Consider the following 20716-nt stretch of genomic DNA (forward strand, 5'->3'; position numbering starts at 1 on the left):
TTCAATGAAGATAGTTTCTCCAACAGAAAGAATTTCAAAACAAAAAGAGAGTGCTTGATGATTTTCAGCACTCTCTTTCTGTTATTTTAACCGCTTTTCAAGTTCTGCTTTTTTCTCCTCAAATCCTGGTTTCCCTAATAAGGCAAACATATTTACCTTGTAAGCTTCAACACCCGGCTGGTCAAATGGATTCACTCCAAGTAAATAACCGCTCATTGCACAGGCTTTTTCAAAGAAATAAACAAGATAGCCAAATGTGTATTCATCGAGTGATGGGATGGTCACGATTAAATTTGGTACTCCGCCATCTGTGTGGGCGAGCATCGTTCCTTCAAAGGCTTTATTATTCACAAAATCAACCGTTTGACCGGCAAGATAATTCAAGCCATCTAAATCATTATCTGCCTTTTCAATGGTCAATTCATGACGTGGCTGTTCAACCTTTATTACCGTTTCAAATAAATCGCGGCGCCCTTCCTGAACATATTGTCCTAATGAATGTAAATCAGTTGAAAAATTAGCGGACGAAGGAAAAATTCCTTTTTGGTCCTTACCTTCACTTTCGCCAAATAACTGCTTCCACCATTCTGAAAAATATTGAAGTCCCGGCTCATAGTTGATGAGCATTTCAATCGTTTTGCCTTTATTATACAGAGCATTCCTTACAGCAGCATATTGATAGGCTGCATTATCTTCAAGTTCCGAATGGCTAAAGTCCTCTTGGGCTTGTGCTGCCCCCTCCATCATTTTTTCAATGTTTGCTCCGCTTACCGCAATTGGCAGAAGACCGACTGCTGTTAAAACAGAATAACGACCTCCGACATCATCCGAAATCACAAACGTTTCATAGCCCTCTTCATTGGATAATGTTTTCAAAGCCCCTCTTGCCTTATCAGTGGTTGCAAAAATTCTTTTACGTGCTTCTTCCCTGCCGTATTTTTCCTCCAGCAGCTTGCGGAAGATCCGGAAAGCAATTGCCGGTTCTGTTGTTGTCCCAGATTTAGAGATAACATTGATTGAAAAGTCTTTGCCATCCAGCAAGTCCATGACATCTTTCATATAACTAGAACTGATGTTGTTGCCGACAAAAATAATTTGAGGTGTAGTCCGTTTTTCCTTAGGAAGGACATTATAAAAGCTATGGTTTAACATTTCAATCGCTGCACGAGCCCCAAGGTATGAACCGCCAATTCCAATTACAAGTAAAACATCTGAATCGGATTTAATTTTTTCTGCAGCTTTCTGGATTCTGGAAAACTCTTCTTTGTCATATTCAGTTGGAAGGTCAATCCACCCTAAAAAGTCGCTGCCAGCCCCTGTTTTTTCATGAAGAGAATGGTGTGCAACTTTCACAGCATCACGTAAATATGTAAGTTCATGTTCCCCAAAAAAGGTTAATGCTTTTGAATAGTCAAAGCGAACGTGTGTCATATGTAGGATCCTCCATTAAATTTAGTTTCAATAACCACTTTAACGAATGCCGGGTTGATAATCAAGAACGGGCACACAATGAAAGCGCGTCCATTTTCGACAGATTTTTTAAAACCCAGGCATTGGCTGCCTGGGCCTTTGAAGCTTATACTGAACTACGATAAATTGCTAAAGTATCTTCCCTGTTTAACTTTTTAAAATTACCAAAATCACCATTTACCATTGCCTTGTCAGCCATCAGGTCAATTTTGCTATCATCAATTTGGTAATCTGCCAGACGTGATGGGGCTCCGAGACTGTTCCAGAAGTCACGCAGTTTTTGAATTCCTTCCAGACCTGCCTCTTCCGCACTCTTTCCATCCGGGTTTGCACCAAATACCCGGACAGCAAGCTGTTTGAAACGTTCAGGCTTAACGTTAAGATTGTGCTTCATCCAGTTAGGAAAGAGGATGGCAAGTCCGCCGCCATGCGGAATATCATAAACGGCTGAAACGGCATGCTCCAGATTGTGGGTAGCCCAATCCCCGCGGTAGCCCATATTAAGGATGCCGTTTAATGCCATTGTTCCACAGTAAAGAACCGTTCCTCTGTATTCATAATTTTCAAGGTCCGCCAATAATTTAGGCGCTGCTTCCATTATAGTAATTAATAATGACTCGCACATGCGATCTTGAAAATCCGTACTTTCTTCAAGATGAAAATAATGCTCTATAGTATGTGACATTATATCAACAATCCCATAAACGGTTTGATTTTTTGGGACCGTAAAAGTATGAACTGGATCTAAAATTGAAAATTTCGGGAATGTGGCAGGACTTCCCCAACCATACTTCTCCTTTGTTTCCCAGTTCGTGATCACAGAACCTGAGTTCATTTCAGAACCAGTTGCAGCAAGTGTTAAGACCGTCCCGAATGGCAGTGCATCAGTGGCAATTGCCTTTTTAGTTACTAAATCCCAGGCATCCCCATCATATTTAGCCCCGGCAGCAATCAGCTTTGTGCAATCAATCACACTCCCTCCGCCAACGGCTAATAGGAGTTCGATTCCTTCTTGTTTACAAATTTCTACACCTTTTCGAGCCGTTGATAAACGGGGGTTCGGTTCCACACCTGGAAGCTCAAAAACCTCACAATTTAGTTCTTTTAATATATCTAATACTTGATTATAAAGGCCGCTTCGTTTAATACTTCCGCCTCCATACACCAGTAAAACCTTATGTCCGTAGTTCGGAATCTCGTTTTTTAATTGTTCAAGTTGCCCTTTTCCAAAAATCAATTTCGTTGGATTCCAAAAAGTAAAATTCTCCATAAATCTCAACTCCTTTTCCTTCTTCATTATTTATTATTATGATGTTAATTGCAAAAAACTAGTTTTATGTTTTCAAAAGAAAAAGCGAATATAATTTTGGAAATTGTTTCATTCTAAAGATAGGAATTAATAAAAAAGGAGGAGTCTACATATATGGGTTCTCTGCAGCGGATTGCCTTAGTACTTACCATCATCGGTGCGATAAACTGGGGATTAATAGGTTTTTTCCAATTTGATCTTGTGGCAACCATTTTTGGCGGCCAAAATACCGCACTCGCACGGATTATTTATGGATTAGTTGGAGTAGCTGGACTCTTAAATCTCGGCCTTTTATTCAAGGCAAATGAACACTTTGAAGAGTCACCTGAAACAGAAACAAGGTAATAAAAATCGGAGATGCCAAGTGCTCGAACTGAACAAAAAAGAAAAATCCTTGCCTATATTAAAATGTACCCTATAGAGTAGACACTTAAAAAAAGTGCTTTCTATAGGGTACTTTTTTTATATAATTTAATAACACAACTAGAGACATACTGGAGACGGAGAAATCATGAGTAAAAAGACTTTTACAGAGAAAGAAATCGCTATACTATCTAAGAATCCATATATACAATCTGTTAGTTCAAAAGGAATTACATACTCTGATGAGTTTAAGCAACACTTTATCTCAGAGTTCAATAAGGGGAAATTCTCGAGACAAATATTTGAAGAAGCAGGGTTTGACGTTGATATTATCGGGATACAAAGAATTAAATCAGCTTCAGAACGTTGGAGGAATGCCTTTAAGAAGGCTGGGGTATTGGGACTTAATGACACTAGGAAAGAAAGTTCTGGTAGACCACGTGTAACGGAGTTATCCCTTGAGGAGAAATATGCCAGGTTAGAAGCTCAAATGAATCTCTTAAAGGCAGAGAATGAACTCCTAAAAAAGATCCGCATGCTAGAAAGGGGGCTGGTGAAGTAAAACTCCCTGCTAGTCAAAAATATATCCTCATTCGGTACGTCATTGAGAAATACAACTTGAAGCACATGGTGAGTTTCCTTTGTGAGGCAGCTAATGTTTCACGAAGCGGGTATTATAATTATTTCTCTCAGAAGTCCGTAGAACAGAGAAAACGGCAAGATGCAAAGGATGAAGAATCAAAAGCGTTGATATTAAAGGCCTTTCACTTTAAAGGTAAAATGAAAGGGGCACGTCAAATTAAAATGACATTGGCGGGCCAATTTCAGTGTGTCTTCAATTTGAAGAAGATCCGTAGAATCATGAAAAAATATGATATTGTCTGCCCAATCAGGAAAGCAAATCCATACCGAAGAATGATGAAAGCCACTCAGGAACACAGAGTGGTTCCTAACCTATTAAACCGTCAATTCAAACAAGATGCACCAGGTAAAGTACTGCTCACGGACATCACATACCTAAACTACCATAGTGGACAAAGAGCGTACCTGTCTGTGGTTAAAGACGGGTCTACCGGGGAAGTATTGGCGCACTATCTTTCTAATCGCATCACCATGGATTTGGCCACTAACACCTTACTCAAATTAAAGAAGAATCGAAACTTTAAGAAGGCTGAAAATGCTCTTATCCACTCTGATCAAGGGACACATTATACCCATCCCGATTTCCAAAAACTCGTTCGGAAACTAAGGTTACGTCAGTCTATGTCTAGGAGAGGGAACTGTTGGGATAACGCCCCAATCGAATCATTCTTTGGTCATCTGAAAGACGAGGTAAACATAAAAGCGTGTAAGACGTTCGAGGAGCTTCAATGTGAAATAGACAAGTATATCCGCCACTATAACCATACCAGATATCAATGGAACCTAAAAAAGATGACCCCTGTACAATACAGAAATCATCTTCTTCAGGTTGCTTAATCCCTTTTTTCAAAATGTCCTTTACAAAGGGTACATTTTATATTTAGCAAGGATTTTTTTTTTAGCCCAACACCTTTTGAATTCTTTCTATTGCCCAATCCAATTCTTCTTTCGTAATCACAAGCGGTGGTGCAAATCGAATGACTGTATCATGCGTTTCTTTACAAAGCAGTCCTTGCTCCTTTAATTCTTCGCAATATTTACGTGCAGGTTCAGTTAATTCCACTCCAATAAACAACCCGCGTCCGCGGACTTCTTTAATTTTTGGATTGTTTATTTCTTTTAACTTACTAATAAAATACTCGCCAAGCTCTTGGGATTTTTCAGCAAGCCTTTCATCGACCAATACATCAAGCGAAGCAATAGAAACAGCACAAGCAAGTGGATTTCCCCCAAAGGTAGAACCGTGGGATCCCGGATTAAATACACCCAATATATCTTTATTGGCACAAATACATGAAATCGGCATTACCCCTCCGCCTAATGCTTTACCTAATATATATACATCCGGTTCAATGTTTTCCCATTCACATGCAAACATTTTCCCGGTACGTGCCAAGCCAGCCTGAATCTCATCGGCAATAAAAAGAACATTATTTTGTTTACAAAGATCAAATGCCGCTTTAATAAAGCCTTCCGGTGGGATGACAATTCCAGCCTCTCCCTGAATCGGTTCAATTAAAAAGGCCGCAGTATTAGGGGTTATCGCTGCTTTCAATGCCTCTAAATCACCATATGGAACTAACTTTATCCCCGGAAGCATTGGACCAAAACCTCTTTGGTACTCGGGATCGGATGACAAAGAAACAGCCGTCATTGTTCTGCCATGGAAATTCCCATTGCAACCAATAATCTCCGCCTGATTTTCCGGAATTCCTTTCACGTCATATCCCCAGCGGCGTGCTGCTTTAAAGGCTGTTTCAACCGCTTCTGCGCCTGTATTCATAGGCAAAGCCATTTCTTTTTTTGTTAAGTTACAAATTTTTTCATACCAAGGCCCTAACTGATCGTTGTGAAAGGCCCTTGATGTTAAGGTAACTCGATCCGCCTGATCCTTTAGGGCTTGAATAATCTTTGGATGACGATGTCCTTGGTTAACGGCCGAATAGGCACTAAGCATATCCATGTATTTAGTGCCTTCAGGGTCCTCCACCCATACTCCTTCTGCACGTGAAATGACAATTGGAAGCGGATGATAATTATGGGCACCATATTTCTCTGTTTGTTCAATTACTTTATTTGTATCTATTTCTGCTGCCATAAAGCTTTCCTCCATTTCAATGATGAAATATGTACTAATATTATTGTAGCCGAGGGAAGAAAAAGAATGACCCAATATCAAAAAAGATTTTTACTAGATTTTGTTAATAAAAAGGCATTGTTAAACTTGGTTGTTGATTTCCGCTCCAGCACAAGCGGTTCGGGGAGCCTCCTCGTCGCATTGCTCCTGCGGGGTCTCCCCTGACCCGTACTCCCACAGGACATTGAATTGCATCCTTGAATCCGCCCACGCACGAAGGAAATGCGTTAGCATTTTAGAGGAGTCTTTCGTGCCTTCCCCTCCAATCAACTTTACTAAAAATCAACAGGGTCTTTAACATAGCCAATAAAAAAGCCCAGATGTTATATGAACTCTAAACATCCGGGCTTTTTGGTTATTATTTTTTTATTTCTTCGCGCTGTGATTGGTCAATCCATTCTTGAAGCTTATCTTTTAGTGTATTAAATCCTTGCATTCCTTCAGCATCTGGAACAATTGCAGCTGCTTGGCGCTTGCGAGGCTTTTTGACCGGCTTTGCAGCCTGCTGAGCAGGAGCTTCTTCGGTAGCTCGAATCGATAAACCAATTTTACCTGCTTCCTCATCTACAGATAAAACTTTTACTTTTACTTCATCGCCAACTTTAAGATGGTCATTAATATCCTTTACATAGCCGTGTGTAATTTCAGAAATATGCACAAGACCTTGTGTATTTTCCCCTAGCGCTACGAATGCACCGTAAGGCTGAATTCCTGTTACCTTACCTGTTAATATACTGCCTGTTTCGATTTTTTCCGACATGAAAACACTCCTAAATCATGATTTATTTATATCCCAATATATGCAATAAAAAATTATATCACAATTATGGCATTAAATCAAAAAGGCAATAAAAATTGCTAGAAATATTTTAAAAATTAACACAATGTTCAATTTCACCATCGGCTTTATTGATATAGTATGATAAAATATGTATAAAAGTAATTTTTTCTAGGAGAGGTGAATAGTATGAGATCAATCGGCCAAATAATTAAAAACTGCCGTGAAATGCAAAATATGACACAGCAAGAATTGGCGCAAAAGGTTAGAGTAGGATTATCTACGATTGAAAAATACGAATCTGGAGAGCAAGTTCCAAGCAGACAGACGATTTTAAAGCTATCAACCGTATTAGATATTCCTGCATCAGAACTTTTAGACCAAGCGTTTCATACACAATCCTCTACCATTGATCAAGGATTGTAGAAACATTTGAGTATATGATATGGCGCGGCATATGCCGCTTTTTTTATTTTTTCTCCATTTTATGTATAAAAAAAGGAAACTGGAAATCCTTATTCTATAAGGCTTTCTAGTATTCCCCCTTTTTGAAGTGGACACCCTATTCCGGGATGTCCTCTTTTTTTATTTAGCTGTGTTAAAGGACGATGTTGATTTATGAACAACGTTGATTGGAGCGAAAGGCACGAAGACTCCTCGAAAATGCTAACGCATTTCCTTCGTGCGTGGGTGGATTCAAGGATGCAGTTCAATGTCCTGTGGGAGTATGGAGCAGGGGAGACCCGCGGAAGAGGCTCCCCTGACCGCCCACGAACCGCTTGTGCATGGAGCGGAAATAACAACCTATTTAAATTGAGCAGGAGTCACTGTTTTTTATGACCAACAGTTTCCCCGCAATCTCAAGACAGAGGTCGATGGGTATGACCTGTTCAAAAGAAAACTCGTAAATGCTTTGAATTTTTTCCGCAAGTTCGGACGGATCCTCCAATTCATGAATCGCCTGAATCGTATCAGCAATCTCTGTATCATAGTTCCCCTCTTTTAATTGAAAAGGATCCCATTCATTTAATAAATCGACAAATTTTAAATTCGTTTGAAGCTGACTAATTTCCATATTCCTATCACCTAAATTCCCCTATTTAAGTACATATTCCGCCAAAACGCTTTGAAGTTCATAAATATTTAAGTTCTTATTAAATTGTTTTTGAAGCGGCAGCGCATTTCCGGAAATCCATATTTTTAATTCAGCATCTAAATCAAAATTACCTGCTGTTTCAATACTGAAATGTGTAATACTTTTATATGGAATGGAGTGATATTCGGTCTTTTTCCCCGTTAACCCTTGTTTATCCACTAATATCAGGCGTTTATTTGTAAAAATAAATAAATCTCGAATTAATTTATACGCTTTTTCAATTTTTTCATTTGATGCAAGGACTTTCGCATATTCCCTTTGTAATTCTGCAGGGGTTACTTCAGATGCATTCCCCATTATTCCATCAAAAATTCCCATTGATCTCACCCCCATTTAATAGTTTTAGTATACGTTTTTTTCTCCCTAATAAAAAGCCAGGCAAATTTATAAAATCTGCCTGGCTTTGTCCATTCTATTTTGCAAGCCATTCTGTATGGAAGGTGCCTTCTTTATCCACTCTCTGATAGGTATGAGCACCAAAATAATCCCGCTGTGCTTGGAGCAGGTTCGCTGGAAGAACCTCAGAGCGATAACTGTCATAATAAGCAATGGCACTAGATAGCCCCGGAACCGGTATACCAGCCTTAATGGCAACGGAAACCACCTCTCTCGCAGCATCCTGATAATCAGCGACGATTGATTGGAAATATGAATCCAATAAAAGGTTCTCCAAATTCGGATTACGGTCATATGCCTCTTTGATATTTTGCAGGAATGCTGCACGAATGATACAGCCGCCACGGAAAATCATCGCAATTTCTCCTGGTTTTAAATCCCATCCATACTCATCAGAAGCCACCCTATATTGGGCAAATCCTTGTGCATAGGAAACAATTTTACTTAAATATAATGATTTTCGAATCAATTCGATAAATTGTTTCTTATCCCCGGTAAAATCAAATTTGGCAGGACCGTTTAAAATCTTGCTCGCTTTAACACGTTCCTGTTTCAAAGCGGAAAGGAATCGTGAAAAAACAGATTCCGTGATAATCGAAAGCGGTACTCCCAAATCAAGCGCACTTTGACTTGTCCACTTTCCCGTTCCCTTTTGACCAGCCGTATCCAAAATAACATCAACAAGCGGTTTCCCTGTGTCAGAATCCTTTTTCGAAAAAATGTCCGCCGTGATTTCGATTAAATAACTGTCCAGTTCTCCTTCGTTCCATTCCTTAAATACTTCATGGAGTTCCTCTGCAGTTAAACCAAGCAGCTCTTTCATGAGATGGTAGGACTCACAAATAAGCTGCATGTCGCTATATTCGATGCCATTATGAACCATCTTCACGTAATGCCCAGCCCCGTTTGGCCCAATATATGTACAGCATGGATCCCCGTTTACTTTTGCAGAAATAGCCGTTAAAAGCGGTCCTACCTCATCATATGCTTCTTTTTGACCACTTGGCATAATTGCCGGGCCTTTAAGCGCCCCTTCTTCCCCGCCGGAAACGCCTGCGCCAATAAACAGAATTCCTTTTTCGGCAAGGTCGGAATTTCTACGGATTGTATCCTTGAAAAAGCTATTTCCACCATCAATGAGGATATCACCTTTATCCAAATAGGGTAAGAGAGACTCGATCGCTTTATCCGTAATCGGCCCGGCATTTACCATTAATAGAACTTTGCGTGGAATTTCAAGTGATTGAATAAACTCTTTTATATCTGTTGTCCCATATAGGTTTTTTCCTTGGTTACTATCAAGTATTTCATTTACTTTCTCAATTGATAGATCATAAATAGAGACAGAAAAACCTTTACTTTCAAAATTTAGCGCCAGGCTTCTTCCCATAACACCAACGCCAACTACTCCTACTTGTTGTGTCCTCAAATTAAACTCATCCCTTCAGTAGTTGAAAAAAATTTCATTTACCCCTAATTATAATAGAAAATTTATTTCAAACAACTTTTATGCAAAAAATTCTATCGAAATACTTCTTCTCTTCCTACTTATTAACATTTGCCTTTTTTTAAATTTTAATTAGGAATTAACTAGGTGTTGCAGCATTTGTTCCCCTAAGATTTTCATTTCCCCACCGCCCTGAGCAAAAGAGTCATTGCCGCCGCCTTTTCCGTTAATAAGGGCAAGAGCCTTTCCAATAACTGTTTTCATATTTTCCGACCTGGCAGTGCCTCTTGCACATACGATTTGCAAGCGGTTTTCATTTTCGGACAACAGGTAGACAAGTGAACCTCCATTTTCGGTTGTAATCAAACGCGCCAGCTTTTGTAGCTCTTGAATCGTACGGTTTTGATAAACTTCGCCGATGGTTTGATCTTTATATTTTATAAGCAATTCCTTTGCCTCATAATGTAAAAGCTGATCCTGGGTCTGTTCAAGTGATTTCTCAAGGCTTTTTCCAGTTTCAAGAAGACGTATTACAGCCTGTCCCATTTCTTTCTCAGGGGCATTTAAGAGCCGGGTTAGATCCAATAAAATTTTATTCTTTTCGTTCAGCTGCTGAAGAACACGATTCCCACAAACAAATTGAACTCGGACTTTTTTCTTTTGCCTTTCCCAATCAAGTATTTTGATAGCTTGTACTTCTCCCGTTGTATTCGGGTGGGTCCCGCCGCATGCATTGTAATCAAATTCGGGAATAATCACAAGTCGAATATCTTCTTTTACTTTTGTTGCTTTACGCAGCCGGTAAAAGGATAATTCTTCTTCCGTCACCCATTTTACTTCGATTGGCCGATTCTCTAAGATCACTTGGTTGGCTAGTTCCTCAGCTGTATAGGCCTCTTCCGCCGTTAAAGTATCTGTTTCTAAATCAATGGTCACCGTCTCTTTCCCTAAATGGAAGCCCACGGTTTGATAATGAAACAATTGGTCGAACGCAGCTGATAAAATATGCTGCCCAGAATGTTGCTGCATATGATTAAATCTTCGTGTCCAATTGATTGCTCCCTGGATTTCTTTATCCTTTTCCTCTAAAGGCTCTTCAAGATAATGACGAACTTCCCCTTCGATTTCTTCTACATTTATGACAGCTTTTCCACCGATTGTTCCGGTATCATGCGGCTGACCGCCACCAGTTGGATAAAAAGCCGTTTCCTTTAGAACAACATACCAGTTTCCAGAGTCATCGCTTTCCTGTTTCAAAATGGCGGATGAAAAAGTCTGAATGTACGGGTCTTGATAATATAATTTATTCCGCATGGCTGTGCACTCCTAAATTTCTTTATAAACTCCGACTATTATTTTCAGCAAAGTGAGAACAGAAATCAAGTTATAGTAATCAATAGGCATGAAAAAAAGGCCTCTCCAAGGCAGGAGAAAGCCAAACATTTACTTTTTATTTTTCATCTTGAGAACCTTGACCTTTTTGCTTCTTGTCTTTTGTAATTTCACCGCAAGCCACTCGTTTTCCGGAGTCTCCGGCCGGCTGTGTCATGCCGTCGTCTTTTCCCGCATGTACGACAATGGAAGTGCCCTTTTTAGTAAATAAAGATTTTTTTCCATCCTTTAAAGAGACATTTGGTGCCATTAGCTCCGCTTTCACCGACCCGTCATCTCCGACAATTAAATTGGGAATATCTCCGGCATGGGCTCCATTCGGATTCAGCAGTCCATGTTTTTTATTTTCCGGGTTAAAATGGCCTCCCGCTGATTTAAAATCAGGAGCCTCACATTTTCCTGTATCGTGAATATGTATCGCGTGTACTCCTGGTGTTAATCCAGATAAATTTACTTCCATCTTTACTCCGCTTGCCTGTTCTGATAAGGTAATTTTCCCTAGGGAATCACCAACCGGATTAAACATTTGAACATCAATCTTTTTAGGATTTTCTTCGGTACATCCTGCAAGTAAAAGCAAAGGAAGGATCAGCCAATATTTCTTCATCTAATACCTCCACAATAGACATTTTGTAAATAGTATCTCCAATGTGTCTAGGGGCTATTCATAAATGAAAAAGGAACAGCCTGATTCACTGTTCCTTTTGATTATGCTGATTCATGATTCGATCTTCTAACTCTTTTGCCTTTTTGGCTTCACGTTTGGAAATAGCAATGATAAATTTCATTGCAAAAACAGCTCCAATAAAGAAGATGAAAAACGTGATGGCAGCGGGGATATATTCTGATTTATCTTTCGGAAAATATAAAAATAACGACAAGATGTGTGGTTGAAACATTTTCTTTCTCCCTTTCATCAAGGAAATCCATTCATACCATTATAGCAATAAAAATAGTTTCAACCAAGTTTATAGTCAGGGTTATTTTAAGACATTAATCCTTTTAATGACAACATCTTTCGTTGGTTTATCCTTTTTATCGACGGGTGTATCAGCAATTTTATCTACAATATCCATTCCCTCAATGACTTGTCCAAACACTGTGTGACGGTGATCTAGCCATGGAGTTCCACCATTTTTATCATAAGCCGCAATGATTTCCTTCGGATACTCTATCTTTTCCATTTGCTCCTTCATGGATGGATCAAGATCAGAATTTTGTACGATAAAGAATTGGCTCCCATTCGTATTCGGACCTGAGTTAGCCATTGACAATGCACCGCGAAGATTAAAGAGATTATTCGAAAATTCATCTTCAAATGGTGCACCATAGATGCTTTCCCCTCCCGTTCCATTTCCGTTCGGGTCTCCGCCTTGTATCATGAAATCTTTTATTACACGATGAAAAATAAGACCATCATAATAGCCTTTCTCACTGTGCTTCACAAAATTTTCAACCGCTTTTGGAGCGTATTCCGGGAATAATTTTATTTTAATATTTCCCATTGAAGTTTCCATTTCGACTAATCTTTCCTTTTCAGAGACTTCCTTTGTTAGCTGAGGATAGACGGCGTTTGACACTTTTTTGTCCCCTTCCTTTTGTTCCGTGCTTAATGTACTGCCTTTGGATTTAGATTCATGCTTGTCATTGCTTGTCCCGCATCCAGCTATTACAAACATGATGATAAGCAATGCAGTCCATATTTTTAAGCTCTTTTTCATTATCATCCCTCCATTTTTTTAATTTAACCGAAATTTACTATTTTTGCACTTTGTTTTTAATTCTTTTAAAATGAAAGATATGAAGGAGCAGGGAGGGCTTATTTTGGCGGAATTTAAAATTGGCGATCGTGTTACAGCGATATATAAAACAGGCAAATATATTGGTGAAATAACAGAGGAACGGACGCAACATTATTTAGTAAAGGTTTTGGCGGTTAAGAAACATCCGATGCAAGGCGACTTACATAATCCGAAGAGTGCAGATGTACTTTTTTTTCACGAAAGACGCGCACTCGCCTTTAGAGAACAAGCCAATATACCGAAGCAAATGGTCAAGCATTTTGAGGAGGAAGTACCGGATTACCAAGCATCTTTAAAAGAAGCCATTGAGGTAATGAAGAAAGAGCTAAATGAAACCCCCTCAGACTGGGCAGAAATGAGCTTAAAAATGATAGATTCCTTGGAAAAGGATTATTTTAAATAAAGGTCTTTTCTAAAGGGTTGTTAATTTTTAATATGTTATGATTGGCAATTTCCAGGAAATAGGTTGATTGGAGCGGAAGGTGCGAGACTCCTCGAAAATGCTACCGCATTTTCTTCGTGCGTGGGTGGATTCAAGGAAGCAATTCAGTGTCCTGCGGGTGCAGCGGGACAGGTGAGACCCGGCAGGAGTATAGTGACGAGGAGGCTCACCGCCCGCCCGGCGAAAGCGAGCATCCTGGAGTGGAAATCAACCACCCATGTTCATTAGCAACAAAGTTTACTAAAACAGCCTATATATATACACATAAAAAGCCAAATCAATTTGAATGATTTGGCCTTTTATGCGAATTCATTTAATAGTTTTGAAAAATCCACTCGATCCCCAATCGTCGTTGGTTTAGGTTTTTCCAAGTAACGTTTATCCTTTTCTACAAGCTTGAATATATTATAAGTAGTCAGCGCATCATCAAGTGCACGATGGTGTCTGCCTGTCCCTTCCTTGCCATACTCTTGAACCGCCTTCCAAAGACCCGTTTGGTTTTGATCACCAAAAAATCGTTTATACTCCATGGATAGATCTAACTCAGCTGCATGAAATGGAAACGGAATTCCGGCTGCAAGACAATTATGGCGCAACACCTTCATGTCCATATTTCCCCAAGTAACAATGGTCATTTCATACCCTTGATTGAACTCCTCCATTTTTCGAATTAATTCAAAAAAAGTAATCCCTTTGTTTACCTGATCCTGAGAAATATGTAGAAATGATTTACAGCGTTCTGAAAGCGTAGGAAATTTAAGCGGGGTCACATAGGATGAAAACTGATCAACGATTTGATCATCTATTACTGAAACAATACCAACCTCAATAATTTCAGGATAAAACTCCTTCATACGGACATTTCTTTCTGGCATGGTAAATTCAAAATCAATAAATAAACAATGCCGCTTTCCCATCCTTTTTCACCACCTTTTCTAACAAATTTCTTACTACATTATATTGAGAAACCTGTACAAAAAATTGTACATATAAGAAATTTTTTATTATTTTCTATTATAACATGAAATGGTCGTGATTTTTTTAAATTTTCCTACAAATCATCCAAAGAAAAAAGGATGAAAAATTCATCCTTTCGGTGACTTTATTTTTTTAAGGAAATGACCGCCATTGTGCATCTGGATACGCAAATAAGCCGATCTTTTTCATCGCTTATTTTTATATCCCATACCATTGTTGTTTTTCCTTGGTGCAGAACGGTTGCAACTGCTGTCACAATACCCTCTCTTGCAGACCGTACATGGTTTGCGTTTATTTCCAGACCTACAACCCCTTGTGTTTCTTTGTCCACCAATTCATAAGCACCTAAGCTAGCAACCGTTTCTGCTAGCGCCACAGACGCCCCGCCATGCAGTAAACCAACAGGCTGCTTTGTACGCTCATCCACCGGCATCGTTGCAATTACTTTCCCAGCCTCTAAATGGGTTATTTCAATCCCTAATGCTTCTAATAATGTGTTTTTAACCATTTTTACCTCTCCTTTAGAGATTATTTTATGTAATGTAAAATTGCTCTTCTAAAAAGTGTAAAAACAGCCCTTGGAGCTGTTTTTACTCTGTTTAATAAAATCCAGGGTAACCCATGCCCGGATAACCAAATCCAGGGTAACCAATGCCTGGATAGCCGAATCCGGGATAGCCCCATGGCGGGCGGCTTCCTAATGCTGCTCCTGCAAACCCGCCTAATCCTCCACCTAATAATCCTCCTAAAAAGCCAAGTCCACCTATCGCCAACGGCCAGCCCAACCCGATAAATCTTTGATCTTGAACGGGATAGGGATATCGATAAGGGTACATGCCATCATACCTCCCTTTCGTATATACTTGCCTACACTATTTCATATGCGAACAGAAAGGTTTTTGAGTGGGCAAATACATAAAAAACCCAAGATGGCTCAGAGGATGAAGTTATTTTTCAATTGGATCAAAACGCTCAACAAATAGAGCGAGTGTCCGGGTCATGACACCCGTTGCACCGGCAGGTCCAAGGTCGTATTCCCTAGAGGTAGTTGCGGTTCCTGCAATATCTAAATGTACCCATGGTGTTTCTTCCGCAAATTCTCCGATAAACGCACCCGCAACAAGGGCATGACCTTCACTTCCAGGTGAATTATTTAAATCAGCCACTTTACTGTTTCGTACTCTTTCTTTCTCGGTATCAAACAGTGGCAATTGCCAAATCCGTTCTCCGGATTCCTTTGATGCTTCTAAAACCTGCTCATATAGAGAGTCATGATTGGTCATGGCACCCGTTGTGTGAAGACCAAGTGCAGTAATCACACCCCCTGTTAAGGTTGCAACATCCACAAGGTATTCAGCACCGTGGTGCTTTGCATATGTAACAGCATCCGCTAGGACTAAACGACCTTCAGCGTCCGTATTTAGTACCTCTATCGTCTTACCGCTCATCGAAGTAATCACATCATCAGGCTTAAAGGCCGATCCGCTGATCATGTTGTCAGTAGACGGAATAACAGCGACAACATTTTGTTCAGGCTTTATTTCCCCAATAATCTCCATTGCCCCTAACACAGCTGCCGCACCGCCCATGTCTGATTTCATCCCAACAATCCCTGTTTTTGTTTTAATGGAATAGCCTCCGGTATCAAAGGTAATCCCTTTGCCGACAAGACCAATAACATCCTTCCAGTCATCCTTTCCTTGATATTTAAGAACTATCATTTTCGGTGGCTCTGTTGACCCCTGATTTACTGCTAAAAACGCACCCATCCCCAGCTTTTCAATTTCCGCTTTTTCTAAGATTTCCACTTCAAAGTCATACTTAGCAGCAAGATTCTTTGCATAATCAGCCATATCGGAAGCTGTCAGCAAATTTCCTGGTGTGTTCACAAGTGTCCGGGCTGAATTAGTTCCCTTTCCAAACGCATATCCTACTGTTAACGATGCTTTTAGTTCTTCAAAATCATTGGATCCACAATAGATTGTTAGATTTTCCAGCCTCTTCTCCGGTTCATTTGACTTCTGTTTGTAGCCTTTAAACTCATAAGTCGCTAGTGCCAATGCTTCACCGGCTGCATGAGCAGCATCCAGCGCTGTCAGCCCCTCTGTTGTAAACGTTTCCATAGCAAAAGCTAATTCTTCCTGTTTTTGTGCTTTTATCAGCTTAAAAAGTTGCCCGAACACATCCCGTGCTTTTTCAAAGGATAGTTCCTTTTCTTTACCCAGACCTACAAACCAAATTCGTTTTACACCCATTTTTCCAAGAGTATGTATTTTATTAATACTTTTAAATTTAGCGGTAATATCTCCAGACTTTACAAGCTCTTTAAGCTGTCCTTCGAATATTTCATCAAGCCTTGCCAATAAACCCGTGAATTTTTCGGGCCGGTCAAAAAGACCGATGACCAAACCTTCATGTTCATTTGATTCATTAAATTCTGTTTTCATTTCAAACATGACTTTTCCCCCTTAGTATCTTTATAACTTTATTATAACGAAAAAGAAAAATTCTTTCGAGAATCGAAAACAATAGGAAAAGCGGGAGCGGCTTGACTAGAGGCTGGAAAATAGAAAAAACAGGCGGCTGCCTGCTTTTATCTTTTCTCAGAATGAATATATTGCTGCCTGAATACTTGCATCGACTTTTTTTCATTTAATGTTGTTAATTCTTGTTCAGAAAGACTTCCATTTCCTTTTTGAACAACATAAATATCCAATTTCTTTTTGCCCCATTGATTATAAACATCTTTAACCGTATTAAAATACAGGTCCAACTCATTTCCCTTTATTGCCCCGCCTTTATCAGCTACTACACCATAGCCATAGCCGGGGATAAATAAAATGGTCCCTACCGGAAAAACATTTAAATCTGCTGCAATGGTTGAATATAAATCCCGTTTCACTTTTACACCCGAATAGGTAATTCCATATTCAGGATGCCCTTGATATTTTCCTGTTGACTCAAACCCTGCAGTGTAACCCGTGGCAATAACCGTTTTTTTCGGATATTTAGACCAATCAATGGCTTCTTCTAACGTTGGGACTGTACCTGCTGCCGTTTTACTGGACGAAATAAACGGATCAACAAAATTCAATACTGTTTGGGCATTCACCCCGGAAAGGGATTGATAGGTTACTAAAAGCGCCAGGAAGAAAAGAATTGTCATCACAAAGCGCTTAGCCCAACTTTTTAAAATAGTCATCAAAATTTTTCACTCCTCAAAAAATATTCATTTCCCAAGGGGAAAAGAATTATTCAAGAAGTAAATAAAAAAGACTCCTTACCATGGTAAAAAGTCTTAGAACATCTGGTATCCATTTTTTCTTAAAAGCTTTATGACAATGCCTGAGACAATAGCACCAGCCAGCCCGCTAACTAAAATTAAGATGTCAGCAGTTGCAAGTGAACTGAACCGATGCCCGAGTTGTCCGAAGGCAGCTTTACTATTCGTAAAATATTCAATAAAACGTACTTTATCAACAATTAAAATCGCGACAATTGGATAAATAATCGCCATAATCCATGACATTCTTAAAAGCATATTAAGGATAAATCCTATTCCAAAAAATAACACAAGAAATAATAACATCGAGATAATTAAGACAACAATGCTCATCTGCATTGAAAATTCCCCCTTTGACACATCAACATTAAGTGTACTGAATGTCCAAAAGGGAGTCAATAGAAAAGAAAAGCGGAAGCGCCTTGCTCAGGGGCGAAAAGCACAAACCTATAAGCCTGAGCGGAAGAATCCTCAAGGTCAACGATTATGCCAAAAAAATAGCCCTCCGAAGAATTCGAAGAAGCAAATTTTCTCAGTTACATTTGTTTACTCCTGCTTCTTTCCTGTACCTTCGCAGCAGGAGCAGGTTTCAGAGCCGCCAAGTAAAAGTTGAAAATAACCATTTCCAGAACAATAATCACATGTTTTTGTATCCAAATTTTTTACAGTCACACTATTCATCCTCCTCTTTTATTAACTAAATTTTCTGATAATATATCAAGAAAATGAAAAAAAGAAAAGGAGGAAATACAAGCAAATTAACATAAGAAAACGGATACATCTAGAGTTTTCTTTCATTTTCGAATGGTTCCTTAAATTTTCTAAAAATTACAAAAATATTTTATATGCTGTATATCCGAACTGATTACCCGGATTCAAACCATCTTTACAAGGTATTAAAAAGGAATTGGTTTGATTTATTAGGTAGCTTAAAAGAATAGAGGCCTCCTTTTCTTGCAGAAGCTCTTCAGGTGTCATAAATCGCGCCTCATAGAGTTCGCTGTCTTGATGAATAATTTGAACACCGCCCTTCGGCTCAAGTAAAAACATAAGCATATTGTCACTTACTTCTTCTTTTATTACACCTGTTCTTAGCCCAATTAAACCTTTCACTGCGCAATCAATACCCGTTTCTTCTTTGACCTCCCGAATAACAGCTTCATCCGCTGTTTCTCCTTCATTAACAAAGCCTGCCGGCAACGACCATTGACCTTTTAACCCACCGTATCTTTTCTTAACTACAAGCCATTTCTCGTCATACTTTACCAATCCCGAGACGGCCAGCCACACCTTACCGCGTTTACTCATGGGAACCTCCTAAATTACAATTTCATGAAAAGATATGAAAAAAAAGGGCAGAATTTTTCTGCCCTTTTGTTAAAAATTTTATCAAAAGAAATTCAACTTGCCCTTTTTCAGTACTAGTGATGTACCGCCAATCATATAAAGGGCCCGGTTATCAACCACTTTTTTCATGAAGGCTGCTTTTGAACCAGTCACTTTTTTGCCAAATACTACACCAATCGCATCATCTTCACCAAGGGAACAAACAGTACCTTTATTATCAAAGGTAAAGTTTTCAAGCTCTGCTTTATTTCGAACAAGTGCTGTAATGTTTTTAGCAACTACCTCACCCTGCTGCATGGCAATTTGTGCAGTCGGAGGATATGGACGATTAATCTCTTCATTAATAACTAGGGAGCTGTCACCAATAATAAATACATCATCAAATCCCGGTACACGAAGATCCGGTTGTACTTTCACGCGGCCTCTCATTGCCTCAAAACCAGATTTTTCAATAATGGCGTTCCCACGTACACCTGCAGCCCAAACGACAGTTCCAGCCTTAATTTCATAAGGCTCTTCATCGCCTTTACCGACAAAAATTCCTTCAGGAGTAGCTTCTTTAATTGCAGTACCGATTAAAAACTCTACGCCTCTCCGCTCTAATTGAGAAACTGCGTAGCTAACTAATTCCGGATCAAAGCCTGGAAGAACAGTTGGCGCTGCCTCCACGCAAGTAATTTTAACTTTTTGGAAATCCACATCATATTCCTGGCAAAGCTCTGGAATACGGTTCGTTAATTCGCCAAGGAATTCAATCCCAGTAAATCCGGCACCGCCAACTACAATAGATAAGCGATTATCGTTCTTTTCTTCTTCCATATTGTACGTAGCAAATTGGTACTCAATATGCTCGCGTAATTGACGAGAGGAATTGACATTGGTAATACCAAAAGCATATTCTTTTAACCCTTTAATTCCAAATGTTTCTGGTTCACCGCCAAGTGCAATAACAAGGTAATCATAATTGACTTGATCATTTTCTAAAATGACTTTCTTTTCTTCTTTATTGATTTCGACAACTGTATCTTGAATAAACTCAACTTTACTCCGATCCACTACATTGCGGATATCATAGCGCACTTTATCATGGTGTAATGTGCCTGCTGATGCTTCATGTAACCATGTAGTTTCGTAATGATAATCATTTTTATTAATTAACACGATTTCCGCTTCATTCACACCTAATAATTTTTGCAAACGAACTGTTGTCATAAGTCCGCCATATCCTGCCCCGACAATAACAATTTTTGGCTTTCTCAAAGTAATCACTTCCACCTTTATTTTATTTTAATGAACCTTTTGCCTTATCATCCACTGATTTCTTTGTTTTTATTTGTCGATAGCACAACTGGGCCCCACTGGCGCTTGCCAATCGGCAGATTTCTTTAGGTTTACAAGGCGAAATCTTTGTGATATTTTTCACGAATAGGTGCAAAGAAATCAGCAGCTACTTCTCATTACAGTAGGATGCACATTAATATTCCTATTTTTTATAAACTCTCTTAATTAAACAATGTTCTGATATTGTCACATAATAGTAACAATATATACACAATTCATCTTATTCCTTTTTCATCTAGTTTTCAAGCGGTTTTTTAATTTATTTAACATAATTATAGGTTGAACATTTTCGATTCATGTATTCCAACTAAGGTAATGAATTAACGCGCAATTTCTAATTGAGCGAATATTCCCCGCAATTCAAGTGAGCATTTAATATTTTTATGGTATGATTGGGGTGAAGATTGTTACTGCCTAGCTGGGGGGATTCATA

General features: G+C 39.2%; 24 protein-coding genes. 4 read left to right on the plus strand and 20 right to left on the minus strand.

The window, feature by feature from the left end; all coding sequences use genetic code 11:
* Nucleotides 1-81 precede the first annotated feature (81 nt).
* A complete protein-coding gene (locus tag RCG21_RS28295; RefSeq protein WP_133334084.1) occupies nt 82-1431 on the minus strand; it encodes a glucose-6-phosphate isomerase in 1350 nt (449 codons plus the stop codon).
* Between the two features lie 145 nt (nt 1432-1576).
* A complete protein-coding gene (locus RCG21_RS28300) occupies nt 1577-2740 on the minus strand; it encodes an iron-containing alcohol dehydrogenase (RefSeq protein WP_133334083.1) in 1164 nt (387 codons plus the stop codon).
* Nucleotides 2741-2893: 153 nt separating this feature from the next.
* On the opposite strand from RCG21_RS28300, the gene RCG21_RS28305 reads away from it, so the two are divergent.
* Both RCG21_RS28305 and RCG21_RS28310 read left to right on the plus strand, forming a co-directional pair.
* Nucleotides 2894-3124 (plus strand): DUF378 domain-containing protein, encoded by a 231-nt coding sequence (locus RCG21_RS28305; RefSeq protein ID WP_133334082.1) that lies wholly within the window; start codon nt 2894-2896, stop codon nt 3122-3124.
* A 166-nt stretch (nt 3125-3290) separates the two neighbouring features.
* A protein-coding gene (locus RCG21_RS28310) for an IS3 family transposase (RefSeq protein WP_308912891.1) occupies nt 3291-4621 on the plus strand; the annotation gives its coding sequence in 2 pieces (ribosomal slippage) (nt 3291-3663 and nt 3663-4621; 1332 coding nt in all).
* Nucleotides 4622-4682: 61 nt separating this feature from the next.
* Here the strand turns inward: RCG21_RS28310 and RCG21_RS28315 are convergent.
* Both RCG21_RS28315 and yugI read right to left on the minus strand, forming a co-directional pair.
* Entirely contained in the window at nt 4683-5882 is a 1200-nt protein-coding gene (locus RCG21_RS28315; RefSeq protein ID WP_308913997.1) for an ornithine--oxo-acid transaminase, read from the minus strand.
* A gap of 397 nt (nt 5883-6279) precedes the next feature.
* Nucleotides 6280-6681 carry a S1 domain-containing post-transcriptional regulator GSP13 gene (yugI, locus tag RCG21_RS28320; protein WP_026576082.1) on the minus strand — a complete coding sequence of 134 codons (402 nt, stop codon included), beginning with the start codon at nt 6679-6681 and terminating at the stop codon, nt 6280-6282.
* A 207-nt stretch (nt 6682-6888) separates the two neighbouring features.
* Between yugI and RCG21_RS28325 the strand changes: the two genes are divergently transcribed.
* Nucleotides 6889-7125 (plus strand): helix-turn-helix domain-containing protein, encoded by a 237-nt coding sequence (locus RCG21_RS28325; RefSeq protein WP_026576081.1) that lies wholly within the window; start codon nt 6889-6891, stop codon nt 7123-7125.
* Nucleotides 7126-7507: 382 nt separating this feature from the next.
* Here the strand turns inward: RCG21_RS28325 and RCG21_RS28330 are convergent, their stop codons facing one another.
* The 7 genes from RCG21_RS28330 to RCG21_RS28360 all read right to left on the minus strand — a co-directional run bounded on the left by RCG21_RS28330 (nt 7508) and on the right by RCG21_RS28360 (nt 12811).
* Nucleotides 7508-7774 (minus strand): DUF1871 family protein, encoded by a 267-nt coding sequence (locus RCG21_RS28330; protein ID WP_133334080.1) that lies wholly within the window; start codon nt 7772-7774, stop codon nt 7508-7510.
* A 21-nt stretch (nt 7775-7795) separates the two neighbouring features.
* The gene (locus tag RCG21_RS28335) at nt 7796-8173 is read right to left on the minus strand and encodes a PH domain-containing protein (protein WP_026576079.1); all 378 of its coding nucleotides are present in this window, start codon (nt 8171-8173) and stop codon (nt 7796-7798) included.
* Between the two features lie 94 nt (nt 8174-8267).
* Nucleotides 8268-9680 (minus strand): NADP-dependent phosphogluconate dehydrogenase, encoded by a 1413-nt coding sequence (gene gnd / locus RCG21_RS28340; protein ID WP_133334079.1) that lies wholly within the window; start codon nt 9678-9680, stop codon nt 8268-8270.
* Between the two features lie 150 nt (nt 9681-9830).
* Nucleotides 9831-11012 (minus strand): alanyl-tRNA editing protein, encoded by a 1182-nt coding sequence (locus RCG21_RS28345; RefSeq protein ID WP_308913998.1) that lies wholly within the window; start codon nt 11010-11012, stop codon nt 9831-9833.
* Nucleotides 11013-11148: 136 nt separating this feature from the next.
* Nucleotides 11149-11697: a superoxide dismutase family protein gene (locus RCG21_RS28350; RefSeq protein ID WP_133334077.1), complete on the minus strand. Its 549-nt coding sequence runs from the start codon at nt 11695-11697 to the stop codon at nt 11149-11151.
* Between the two features lie 85 nt (nt 11698-11782).
* The gene (locus RCG21_RS28355; RefSeq protein ID WP_308913999.1) at nt 11783-11989 is read right to left on the minus strand and encodes a hypothetical protein; all 207 of its coding nucleotides are present in this window, start codon (nt 11987-11989) and stop codon (nt 11783-11785) included.
* An 81-nt stretch (nt 11990-12070) separates the two neighbouring features.
* The gene (locus tag RCG21_RS28360) at nt 12071-12811 is read right to left on the minus strand and encodes a peptidylprolyl isomerase (RefSeq protein ID WP_133334075.1); all 741 of its coding nucleotides are present in this window, start codon (nt 12809-12811) and stop codon (nt 12071-12073) included.
* Between the two features lie 103 nt (nt 12812-12914).
* Between RCG21_RS28360 and kapB the strand changes: the two genes are divergently transcribed.
* Nucleotides 12915-13295: a kinase-associated lipoprotein KapB gene (kapB, locus tag RCG21_RS28365; protein ID WP_133334074.1), complete on the plus strand. Its 381-nt coding sequence runs from the start codon at nt 12915-12917 to the stop codon at nt 13293-13295.
* Between the two features lie 338 nt (nt 13296-13633).
* Here the strand turns inward: kapB and kapD are convergent, their stop codons facing one another.
* The 9 genes from kapD to RCG21_RS28410 form a co-directional block, all read right to left on the minus strand.
* Nucleotides 13634-14251 (minus strand): 3'-5' exonuclease KapD, encoded by a 618-nt coding sequence (gene kapD / locus RCG21_RS28370; protein WP_133334073.1) that lies wholly within the window; start codon nt 14249-14251, stop codon nt 13634-13636.
* A 185-nt stretch (nt 14252-14436) separates the two neighbouring features.
* A complete protein-coding gene (locus RCG21_RS28375) occupies nt 14437-14820 on the minus strand; it encodes a hotdog fold thioesterase (RefSeq protein WP_133334072.1) in 384 nt (127 codons plus the stop codon).
* Nucleotides 14821-14911: 91 nt separating this feature from the next.
* On the minus strand, nt 14912-15148 hold the full coding sequence (locus RCG21_RS28380; protein ID WP_308914000.1) for a hypothetical protein: 237 nt from the start codon (nt 15146-15148) through the stop codon (nt 14912-14914).
* 111 nt (nt 15149-15259) lie between these two features.
* Nucleotides 15260-16768, minus strand: a complete 1509-nt coding sequence (locus tag RCG21_RS28385) for a leucyl aminopeptidase (protein ID WP_308914001.1) — start codon at nt 16766-16768, stop codon at nt 15260-15262.
* Nucleotides 16769-16905: 137 nt separating this feature from the next.
* Complete coding sequence (gene spsC / locus RCG21_RS28390; protein ID WP_133334214.1) at nt 16906-17514, minus strand: stationary phase survival protein SpsC; 609 nt, start codon at nt 17512-17514, stop codon at nt 16906-16908.
* A gap of 96 nt (nt 17515-17610) precedes the next feature.
* A complete protein-coding gene (locus RCG21_RS28395; RefSeq protein ID WP_133334069.1) occupies nt 17611-17934 on the minus strand; it encodes a YuiB family protein in 324 nt (107 codons plus the stop codon).
* A 207-nt stretch (nt 17935-18141) separates the two neighbouring features.
* Nucleotides 18142-18267, minus strand: a complete 126-nt coding sequence (locus RCG21_RS28400; RefSeq protein ID WP_372512730.1) for a YuiA family protein — start codon at nt 18265-18267, stop codon at nt 18142-18144.
* A gap of 156 nt (nt 18268-18423) precedes the next feature.
* A complete protein-coding gene (locus RCG21_RS28405; RefSeq protein WP_133334068.1) occupies nt 18424-18903 on the minus strand; it encodes an NUDIX hydrolase in 480 nt (159 codons plus the stop codon).
* A gap of 81 nt (nt 18904-18984) precedes the next feature.
* Complete coding sequence (locus RCG21_RS28410) at nt 18985-20211, minus strand: NAD(P)/FAD-dependent oxidoreductase (protein ID WP_208025343.1); 1227 nt, start codon at nt 20209-20211, stop codon at nt 18985-18987.
* Nucleotides 20212-20716 lie beyond the last annotated feature (505 nt).

This window comes from Bacillus salipaludis (genome assembly GCF_030938565.1).
Taxonomy (GTDB): Bacteria; Bacillota; Bacilli; order Bacillales; family Cytobacillaceae; genus Neobacillus; species Neobacillus salipaludis_A.

Excerpts from the sequence above, each read along its gene's own strand:
- RCG21_RS28325 (WP_026576081.1), top strand. The coding sequence starts at position 6,889 with ATGAGATCAATCGGCCAAATAATTAAAAACTGCCGTGAAATGCAAAAT.
- RCG21_RS28330 (WP_133334080.1), bottom strand. The coding sequence starts at position 7,774 with ATGGAAATTAGTCAGCTTCAAACGAATTTAAAATTTGTCGATTTATTA.
- spsC (WP_133334214.1), bottom strand. The coding sequence starts at position 17,514 with ATGACTATTTTAAAAAGTTGGGCTAAGCGCTTTGTGATGACAATTCTT.
- RCG21_RS28295 (WP_133334084.1), bottom strand. The coding sequence starts at position 1,431 with ATGACACACGTTCGCTTTGACTATTCAAAAGCATTAACCTTTTTTGGG.
- RCG21_RS28335 (WP_026576079.1), bottom strand. The coding sequence starts at position 8,173 with ATGGGAATTTTTGATGGAATAATGGGGAATGCATCTGAAGTAACCCCT.
- RCG21_RS28305 (WP_133334082.1), top strand. The coding sequence starts at position 2,894 with ATGGGTTCTCTGCAGCGGATTGCCTTAGTACTTACCATCATCGGTGCG.
- RCG21_RS28375 (WP_133334072.1), bottom strand. The coding sequence starts at position 14,820 with ATGGTTAAAAACACATTATTAGAAGCATTAGGGATTGAAATAACCCAT.
- RCG21_RS28385 (WP_308914001.1), bottom strand. The coding sequence starts at position 16,768 with ATGTTTGAAATGAAAACAGAATTTAATGAATCAAATGAACATGAAGGT.
- RCG21_RS28315 (WP_308913997.1), bottom strand. The coding sequence starts at position 5,882 with ATGGCAGCAGAAATAGATACAAATAAAGTAATTGAACAAACAGAGAAA.
- RCG21_RS28350 (WP_133334077.1), bottom strand. The coding sequence starts at position 11,697 with ATGAAGAAATATTGGCTGATCCTTCCTTTGCTTTTACTTGCAGGATGT.
- RCG21_RS28405 (WP_133334068.1), bottom strand. The coding sequence starts at position 18,903 with ATGAGTAAACGCGGTAAGGTGTGGCTGGCCGTCTCGGGATTGGTAAAG.
- RCG21_RS28345 (WP_308913998.1), bottom strand. The coding sequence starts at position 11,012 with ATGCGGAATAAATTATATTATCAAGACCCGTACATTCAGACTTTTTCA.
- yugI (WP_026576082.1), bottom strand. The coding sequence starts at position 6,681 with ATGTCGGAAAAAATCGAAACAGGCAGTATATTAACAGGTAAGGTAACA.
- RCG21_RS28395 (WP_133334069.1), bottom strand. The coding sequence starts at position 17,934 with ATGCAGATGAGCATTGTTGTCTTAATTATCTCGATGTTATTATTTCTT.
- RCG21_RS28380 (WP_308914000.1), bottom strand. The coding sequence starts at position 15,148 with ATGTACCCTTATCGATATCCCTATCCCGTTCAAGATCAAAGATTTATC.
- RCG21_RS28355 (WP_308913999.1), bottom strand. The coding sequence starts at position 11,989 with ATGTTTCAACCACACATCTTGTCGTTATTTTTATATTTTCCGAAAGAT.
- kapD (WP_133334073.1), bottom strand. The coding sequence starts at position 14,251 with ATGGGAAAGCGGCATTGTTTATTTATTGATTTTGAATTTACCATGCCA.
- RCG21_RS28300 (WP_133334083.1), bottom strand. The coding sequence starts at position 2,740 with ATGGAGAATTTTACTTTTTGGAATCCAACGAAATTGATTTTTGGAAAA.
- RCG21_RS28360 (WP_133334075.1), bottom strand. The coding sequence starts at position 12,811 with ATGAAAAAGAGCTTAAAAATATGGACTGCATTGCTTATCATCATGTTT.